At 65.5% G+C, this 9,364-nt stretch carries 4 protein-coding genes; all 4 read right to left on the minus strand.

The window, feature by feature from the left end:
- The coding region (locus tag VF697_RS01690; protein ID WP_331091593.1) for a type VI secretion system protein IglI family protein at nt 1-673 on the minus strand (673 nt) is incomplete at its 3' end.
- Nucleotides 666-1,052 (minus strand): DUF4280 domain-containing protein, encoded by a 387-nt coding sequence (locus VF697_RS01695; RefSeq protein WP_331091595.1) that lies wholly within the window; start codon nt 1,050-1,052, stop codon nt 666-668. The genes VF697_RS01695 and VF697_RS01690, both read right to left, overlap by 8 nt.
- Before the next feature lie 40 nt (nt 1,053-1,092).
- A complete protein-coding gene (locus tag VF697_RS01700) occupies nt 1,093-2,772 on the minus strand; it encodes a long-chain fatty acid--CoA ligase (RefSeq protein WP_331091597.1) in 1,680 nt (559 codons plus the stop codon).
- Between the two features lie 4 nt (nt 2,773-2,776).
- Nucleotides 2,777-9,328, minus strand: coding sequence for a choice-of-anchor D domain-containing protein (locus tag VF697_RS01705; protein WP_331091599.1), 6,552 nt, complete (start codon nt 9,326-9,328; stop codon nt 2,777-2,779).
- Nucleotides 9,329-9,364 lie beyond the last annotated feature (36 nt).

The following is a 9,364-nucleotide window of genomic DNA, read 5'->3' on the forward strand; positions in this document are numbered from 1 at the left end:
GCATGGACTCCGTCGGCCGCGCCCTCGCCTGGTCCTCTTCCTCCTCGGGCTCATCCACGAGTTCCGGCGCGGGCTCTTCCGGCACGACCACGGCGGGAAGGGACTGCAGGTGGCCCTCCAGCCACTGAGTGAGGCGGCGGAAGGGAGCCTCGCAGCCGTTGCGGGGCATCACCCTGCCGAACGAGGAGAAGATCTCCTCGCTGAGCGCGAGCGCCTGCTCCAGGGGCTCGCGGTTGTCGGAGGTACACCAGCGCTGCCACGTCTCGTCCTTGAGGCGCTCGTGATGCTCGAGGTGCTTGTTGAGCACCTTGAGCATCCAGCGCAGACCCGCATCGGCGAAGACGTCCTTGCGCTCGCGCGGTCCGAACGATTGCCAGTTGCCCAGCAGGGTGTTGGACAGCGCGTGGAACATCAGCGGCATCGCCGTCAGGCCACCCTCGAGGAAGAGTCCGAAGAGGTAGGGGCCCGCCAGCCGCACGTCGTAGACGCCTTCACGCAGCACCGCCTCGGCCGCGCGCGCCGCATCGAGGTAGGCGCTCCGGGCCACCAGATCGTTGACCTTCTCCAGTCGCTCATCCGTGCTCTCCAGGTCCGAGGCCTCGACATCCAGAGGCTTGTCGAGGAGGTGGAGATCGAGCGGAGGAGGAGGAAGGGACTTCGCGGCATCAGCCATCTTGCACCGTGAACTGGCCAGGGACGACGACTTGGATGACGCCGCCCCAGTTGCACATCAATTTGCAGTTGCTGTCCACGGCCGGCATGTTGCCGATGAGCACCTTGGGGCAACCGGGAGCCCAAGGAGCCGCCGTGGCGGGAATGCACGGCATGGGCGTGAGGACCCCCATGGCCGCCGCCGTCGCCGCGGCCACCGTGGGGTTGGCCATCGACATACACACGCCGAAGGGCATGATGTTCATCATCGGCTTGTTGTCCATGATGTTGGCCGCCGGTGTCGTGGCCATCACCTTGTTGGTGGGCAGAACCACCATCGATGACGGGGCCGCACCGAAGCTGCACTGCAGCATGGCCCCCATGACGACCTGGACTCCCATGGTGCACTCCCTTGGCGAAGACTCGCGGGACGCACCATCCTCACACACCCGGCCCCGCTTTTTCCAGCAGGTGGCCGCGCACCGCCGTCAGGGCTTGGAAGAGCGGATCCGAGCTCTTCCGATGGAGCGCCCCCGTCAGGTACTGCATGCGGCACCAGGCCTCGTCTACCTGCCCGTCCACCTTTCGAGGGTAGAGGGGGATGAACTCGGTGCGATCAGGTAGGTGCTCGGCCCCGAGCTGGAGCTCGACGCAGCGGCGGATCTCCTGCAACCAGGTGCTCGCCTGCTGGGCCTGTGCGCCAATGAAGACGAGCAGCACGTAGCGGTAGTGACCGACCACGCCCCCCGTGGGAGCGGGCACCACGGTGGCGCCTCGGGCGAAGGCCAGCCCCTGCACGGCCTCGGCGACCTCGGCGGCCGGGTAGACGCGCCCTTCCCTCCTCGCCGTACGCGGTCCCCCGTAGTGGTACAGGCCATAGGAGCGCGTGAGAACCAGATAGGGAGGCGGACGCTCCTCGTTCGGCAACAGGGTGAAGACGCCCAGGTCTCCCGGCGCCTGCTGGCCGCTCATGTTGACGTCATGCAGCGCCCAGCGGCGTCCCGGAGCGGGAGGGGCCTCGGTGTGCAGGTCCCTCACCCGCCGCGGCGAGCTGAGCACCGCGCCCCCGGCGGACGGATCCACGAGCACATTGGAGGACGGCACCGCGGCCAGCCCGCACTGCTTCACCCAGGCGCGCCAAGCCAGCCAGTCGATGGGCTCCTCGGGGTTGCGGAACCAGTGGGCCACGTTCTTGAGCTGCGTGCGGGCACGCAACAACACGTCCCGCAGGGCCGGCGTGACACCGAGCGCGCGCACCGGGTGCTCGGTGAGCAGCGTGGGGTTGGCCTCGAGGTCCGACAGCTCGATGTGGAGGTACGTGGCCCCACGCAGCAGCGTGGTGAAGAGAAAGGCCGGCAGGTGCTGCAGCAGGTGGCAACCGGGTGCGGCCAGGTGCTCACCGGGACCAACGCCGAAGGTGAGCAGCCCGTCCACCAGGGCCCCACGCCAGGCATCCTCCGCGAGCAGCGGCGCTGGCGTGCCCGGCGGCTCCACGAGGGGCGAGAAGAGCATTCCCACTGGCTCGGCTGGCTTGTACGTGTGCGAGGTGAAGGCCGGAGAGGCCTGCCCCTGGCTCTGCAGCAGCTTCTTCTCGAAGCCATGCAGCAGCAGCACCTGGTGCGGCTCGGCGGCGATGTGGTCCGGCTCGAGCGCGGCCAGGCGACGTGCGATGAAGCGCTTGCCCTGGGGCGGCAGGAAGCTGATGCAGGCGCCCAGGCCCAGGGCCGCCGCGAGCGAGATGAGCAGCTCGCTCCCGATGGAGTAGAAGAGGCACACCTTGGCCCCGGCCTTCACGCCCTGCCGGGCCCACTCGGTGGCCCGCCGCGCGGCCTGCTCGTGCAGCTGCTTGTAGCCCAGTACCTGCCAGCCACTCCTCCGGTCGTAGCTGCGCAGGGCGATGCGGTCCGTGTTGCCGTGGCGGACGACGAGATCGTGGAAGAAGTCGTAGTGCTGACCCGCGCGACTCTTGAGCGGCGCGCCGCGGCCCACGTGGGCCACGGCGAGCGCATTGGCAAAACCCTCTGGATCCTGCCAGCTCTCCTGCTGCCAGACCGGCACCCCAGGCTCCGCGGGGGTGCCGGTCTCGAGCTGCTCGAGGATCTTCCGGACGTCGAAGGCCATCCGGCTACCCATGCCTCCGCCGACGCGAGCCCAGGCCCACCAGCGCCAGCAACATCAGCATGCCCGCGCTACCCGCCTCGGTGGTGTTGCAGGCGCAGCCACCGCCCGACCCCACCAGGGCGGTGCCCTGGCCCTTGAGGGGGATCTGCACCTCGGCCTCGGTGGCACCCTGGAGCCACACCTGCGCCTCGTTCTCGACCACGCCCGCGGTGTCGGGGTCGAAGGTCACCGAGAAGCTAGCGGTCCCTCCCGGTGCGATGCCGCTGGTCAGCTCCTTCGTCCCCAGGGTGAAGGGCGCACCCTCCGCATCCCTCAGCTTCACCACCACGCGCTGCTGCTGGGCGGACCTGTTGGTGATGGTGATCAGCTTGGGCTCCGCCGGCTTGTCCACCTTCACGAAGCCGAAGTCCAGGCTGTCGTGGTCAACGAAGAGGAGACGCTTCGTGGCACTGCCCTTGAGCTGGACATCCACCGCCCGGGGCTTCAACGGCTTGGTGGTGCCAAAGGACAAGGTGGTCTCGGACAGCGACTCCTCCTTGGGCTCGTAGCCCACCGTGATGATGGCGGACATGCCAGGAGCGAGTTCGTCCCCCTCCAGGTCGGCCCCATCATAAGAGAACGGCTCGCCGGTGCTGCGACCGTCCAGCACCTCCGGCGCGGCGAGGGTGATGGTATCGCTGCTCTTGTTGGTGATGGTGAGCGCACCCAGGCGCTTGCCGCTCCCGATACGGACCCCGCCGAAATCCAACGGTGAGGGGGCGATGGAGAGTACCGCGGGGATGCCCTTGCCATGCAGCGCCACTTCGAGCGGCCGCGACAGGTCGGTGAAGTAGATCTTCAGCACGCAGTTCACATCGATGTCCGTCTGCGGGGTGAAGGTCAACTTCACCTCCTGCTTCTGGCCAGGAGGCAGGACGAGCTGCGTCGCCAGCGGCTCTATCACCGTGAACTGCGAGGCTCCCGACCCCTCCACCCCCAACCCCGTGAGGTTGACGTTGGTGTCGCTGCTGTTGGTGACGAACACACTGCGTGAATTCGAGGTATGGCTGATGAGCTGCTGCCCGAACTCCAGCGAGGTCTTCGAAAGCTCGATCTGCTGGCGGACGCCTACGCCGACCATGGGCACCGTCATGCTCGGTGTCTCCGCATCGTTGGACTCGATCACGAGCTGGGCCGAGAACTGCCGCTCCGCGTCTGGCTTCAACGACACCAACACTTCCGTGAAGGCCCCCGGCTGCAGGGTGATGGGCAGCGTGAGCGGTGTCAGGATGAAGGAGGTCGCGTCCGCCCCGCCCAATGTCATCCTGCTCAGGATGAGCGAGCCGTTACCCGTGTTGGTGAGCTTGAGGACACGGGCCGTGGAGGTCTTGCCCGCCACCACGCTCTTGAAGTCCAGGACACCCGCGACCAGGTCGGCCGACGACACCGCCAGGTTCGGCGAGGAGCCCTCCCCCAGGAGGCTTGCCTCCACGACCTTGTCATTCGTGTAGACGATGGCGCGGGCCCGGCGCGGGCCCACCTCGCGTGGGGTGAACTTCAGCGGGACGAGGGTGCTCTTTCCGGGCGACACCACCATCGGGAAGGTCATTCCTCCGTCGCTGCCGCTACCAATACCGAAGTCCAGCGCCCCACCTGTGAGGCCTGCATCCGAGACACCCGCGTCCACATCCGCGAAGGAGATGTTCGAGACATACAAGTCCCGCTCCCCCACGTTCTTGATGGAGATGTCCTGGGTGGTGGGCACGCCAACGTTGGACTTACCGAAGTAGAGGTCCTTGGGCAGCAGATCCACGGCCGCGGCCACCCCCGTGCCCTTCAGCAACATGTTGAAAGCGGGGTTCGTCACGGAATCGCTTCGGACGATGGCGGAAGTGGAGACGAAGCCGCGATTGGAGGGCGTGAAGGTCACGGTAAGCGGCCACTCCCCCTTCACTGGCTGCAAGATCACCCCCGCATCAGTCTGACCGACGGGCAGCCCGGAGACGGTGAAGGCGCCACCATCGGGAGGCTCCAGGCCAAAGATGGTCAGCGCGGCTTCGCCCGTATTGGTGAGCATCACCGACTGCTGCGCCCCGGATCCTCCCACCTCCACACCGCCGTCCCCATCGAAGGAGATGACGCCAGGCGTCATGGTGAGTTGTCCATCGATGCCCTTGCCCGCCAGGCCCAGAGTGCCGGCGTCGTTGGCATTGGCGGCATTGCTGATGATGAAGAACTGGCCACTCGTCGAACCCAGCGTGCTCGGGGTGAAGGTCACCGAGATGGTCTTCTGCTGACCCGCGCCAATCTTCAGCGGAGCCTCTTCGGTGGGGCGCGTGAGGGGGCTGGAGATGTCGAACATGGAGTTGGAGAAGACGAATTGCGAAATCTCCAACTCGGCCTTGCCTGGGTTCGTGAGGATCACCGGGAGGACTCCACTGGTCTGCCTCACGCGCTGCCCGCCGAAATCGAGCGAGTTCACGTTCGTCGCCAACCGCGACGTGGTGCCATTGCCCGAGAGCGCCACCTTCAACGTCCCCGCGTCCGTCTCGGTCATGTCGGTGACGATGGAGACGGTGCCATTCTCGGTCGCTTCCGTCGCGGGTTTGTACACCACGTTGAAGGTGAAGGAACCGCGGACGGAAATAGGCCTGGGCAGCATGACGGTTCCGCCATCCGATTCCTTGGGAAGGGCGACCTCGAAGGCCCCCGCGACGGGCAGGTTCTGCAGGCTCACTGGGGCGTTGCCCGTGTTGTTGATGGTGACGGGAACCCCGGCGCTCCGGGAGCCCACTCGCACGTCTCCGAAGAAGATCGAGGTACGGTCGAGTTTCAACTCCGGGTCGGCACCAAAACCCGTCAGGCTCAGCACTGTCGGACTGTTCTTGGCGTTCGACTTGATGATGAGGGTGTCGCTGTAGGTGATCTTGGCCGCCGGTTGGAAGGCGATCTGGAAATCGATGTAGGTGCCGGGAGCAAGCGTCATGTTGTCCGGGCCGAGATAGGAGAAGACAGAGGTACCAGAGTCAGTGCTGGACGACAGGCGGGGCTTCTCGCTGAACGAGAGCGCGGCCCTGCCCGTGTTGGTGAGCCGCACCGTCAGTTGCGTGGTGGCGTTCACCCGCACACCCTCGAAGTTGAGAGAGGCGATGGGAGCGGCCTCCTCGACCGGCAGAGAGAGCTTCGCTTCCGGGACAACGCCAGCTCCCTTGATCGAAAACTCGTGAGGGCCGTTGTCCGCATCACTCTGCAGGGTGAGGGCCGTAGAGAATGGCTTCTCCTCATCGGGAGTGAAGCTCACAGTGAAGGTGGTGGTGCTACCGCGGGAGTTGAGCGTCCTCAACAGGGGTTGAGTGGCGCCAAACGCTCCGGTCAACGCCGACACGGACAAGTTCCCGATGGAAGCCGTACTGTTATTGGTGAGCGTGACGGTGCGCGTGGCCGTCTGACCCTTCGCGACATCGCCAAAATCGATCAGCGCGGCTGGTTCAACCTTCAGCTCGGACACTCCTGCACCGGAGAGAGCGACAGTGACAGTGGACCGAGTCGTATCATCGGTGAAGAGCGTGAGTGTGGCCGAGAAGTTCCCCTTGGAAGTGGGGCTGAACTTCACCTGGATGTCTTCGCTCGCACCCGCCAGCAGGTTGAACGCCGTCGTCGTCGAGAAAATCGAGAAGGGAGTTCCCGTGGAGATGGACATGCCGCTGATGCGCACAGGTCCGGTGCCGGTGTTACGTACCTTTACCGCTCGGGGTGTGCTGGTTTCGCCCACAATCTGCGATCCGAAGGCGAGCGGGCTGGGCTCCAGCACGAGGTGAGGCTTCACTCCCCTGCCGGAAAGAGAGACGGCAACACTGGGCCAGTCCGAGTCCCTGGTTGTAACGGTAAGGGTACCCGTGTCCTCCGTCATCGAACCCGTCCCCGTGGGCGTCGATTCAGTGGTGGGGCTGTACTTCACCGTCAGCACTTCCTCGGCGCCCGCCGCCAGCGTGAACGGAGTGCCCGGCGGGGAGACGAGCGTGAAGAGGGAGCTCGTCCCAGTGGAGAGGCCGGTGATGACAAGGGGACCCGTCCCCTTGTTGCTCAACTTCACCGTCTTCAGGCTGTTGGTGCCCACTCGCACCTCCCCAAACGGGAGCGTCGAGGGGGGGTCCAGCACCAGACTAGGCCTCACCCCCTTGCCGGTGAGAGTGATGGTGACGCTGGGCACGTCCGGGTCCTGGGTAGCGAGGGTGAAAACGCCCTCTTCCGTTCTCAGGGCCGTGGGGCTGAACTTTACCGACAGCTCCTTGCTCGCACCCGCCGCCAGCGGGAACGGCGCCAACGAAGTGTCCGCCGGGGTGACGAGCGAGAAGGCCGTGCTGCCGCTCTGGATGATGTCGGAGATGACAATGGGACCAGTGCCGGTGTTCCTCACCGTCACCGTCTTCGTGCTGTCGGTATTCACTCGCACCTCACCAAACGCGAGCGGGTTGGGCTCCAACAGGATGGAAGGCTTGACCCCCCTTCCGGAGAGCGGGAGCTCGACGCTCGTCAACTCCGTATCCTCGGTGGTGAGGATAAGCCTGCCGGCAGCCGATGCCTCGGTGGAGGGGCTGAACTTCACGGACAGCACCTTGTTGGCACCCGCCGCCAGCGGGAACGGAGTCAAGGAAGTGCCCGACGGGGTGACGAGCTGGAAGGCCATGCTGCCACTCTGGGTGATACCGGAGATGACGATGGGGCCGGTGCCGGTGTTCCTCACCGTCACCGTCTTCACGCTGTCGGTGCCCACTCGCACATCACCAAACGCGAGCGGGTTGGGTTCAAACACGATGGAAGGCTTGACTCCCTTCCCAGAGAGCGGGAGCCCAACGCTCGTCAACTCCGAATCCTCGGTGGTGAAAGTAAGGGTGTCCGAGGCCGAGGCATCGGCGGAGGGGCTGAACTTCACGGACAGCACCTTGTTGGCGCCCGCCGCCAGCGGGAACGGAGTCAATGAGGTGCCCGACGGGGTGACGAGCTGGAAGGGGGAGCCCGTTCCGGTGGCGATGTCCTTGATGACGATGGGGCCGGTGCCGTTGTTCCGCACCGTTACCGTCTTCACGCTGTCGGTGCCCACTCGCACCTCGCCAAACGCGAGCACCGTGGAGGGCTCCAGCACCAGACCAGGCCTCACCCCCCTGCCGTTGAGGTTGATGGTGACACTGGGCCAATCCTGGTCCTCGGTGGCGAGGGTGAGGACGCCCTGTTCCGGTGTCTCGGTAGAGGGGCTGAACTTCACCGACAGTACCTTGCTGGCACCCGCGGCCAGCGGGAATGGCGTCAACGAAGTGCCCGACGGGGTAACGAGCGTGAAGGCCGTGCTGCCGCTCTGGGTGATGTTGGAGATGACGACGGAGCCGTTGCCGTTGTTCCTCACCGTCACCGTCTTCACGCTGTCGGTGCCCACGCGCACCTCGCCAAACGCGAGCGGGTTGGGGTCCAACACGATGTTGGGCCGCACTCCCTTACCCGTGATGTTGACGGTGATGCGCGTCAACTCCGGATCCCCGGTGGCGAGGAGGAGGACGCCCGTGTCCGTCTCCGTCGAAACGGTGGTGGGGTTGTACCTCACCGAAACAGGCTGGCTCTGGTCCTTGGCCAGCGTGAACGGCGTGCTCGGCGGGTTGACGAGAGCGAAGGCCGCGTGGCCACTCCTGGAGATGTTGGTGATGGTGATGGGACCGGTACCGGTGTTGCTCACCGTCACCGTCTGCGTGACGGTGGAAGTCACACGCACGTCGCCAAAGGCGAGCGGGTTGGGGTTGAACACGACGTTGGGAGCCACCCCCTTACCGGTGAGATTCACCGCGACACTTCTCCACGCCGGGTCATCGGAGAGGAGGTTGAGGGTCCCCGAGTCCGTCTCCGTCGACACGGCGGTGGGGTTGTACGTCACCAACACTTTCAGTTCGGCTTTCGCCGCCAGCGTGTGGGGCAGGCTCGGCAGGCTGCCAAGCGTGAAGGACGTCGGAGCGCTCTTGTAGATGTGGGTGATGTTGATGGGGCCGGTGCCGGTGTTGCTCACCGTCACAGTCTTCGTGACGGTGGTGTTGATACGCACGTCGCCAAACGCGAGGGCGGTTGGAACGGGGGGGTCCAGCACCAGCTCGGGTTTCACTCCCTTACCGGTGAGGTTGATAGTGACGCTCGTCCACTCCAGATCTTCGGTGGTGAGGGTGAGCGTGCCCCGATCCGTCTCCGTTGACTCAATGGCGGGGAGGTACTTCACGGACATTTCCAGCGTGCCCGCCGGCGCGAGCGTGTAGGGCAGGCTGTGCGTGGACACGAGCGAGAAGGCCGCGTTGCCTCCGCTGGTGATGGTCTTGATGTCAATGGGACCATTCCCGTTGTTGTGCACCGTCACCGTCTTGGTGATGGGGGCACCCACTCGCTGGTCCCCAAACGAGAGTGGGTTGGGGTTCAGCACGAGGTTGGGCTTCACCCCCTTGCCGGTGAGGTCGAAGACGATGCTCTTGTAGTCCGGGTCATCGCTGGTGAGGGTGAGCGTGCCCCTGTCCGTCGTCGCCGACACACCGGTGGGGTTGTACTTCACCGACATCACCAACGTGCCCGCCGGCGCCAGCGTGTA

Origin of the sequence: Archangium sp. (assembly GCF_036388035.1) — a bacterium.
Taxonomy (GTDB): Bacteria; Myxococcota; Myxococcia; order Myxococcales; family Myxococcaceae; genus Archangium.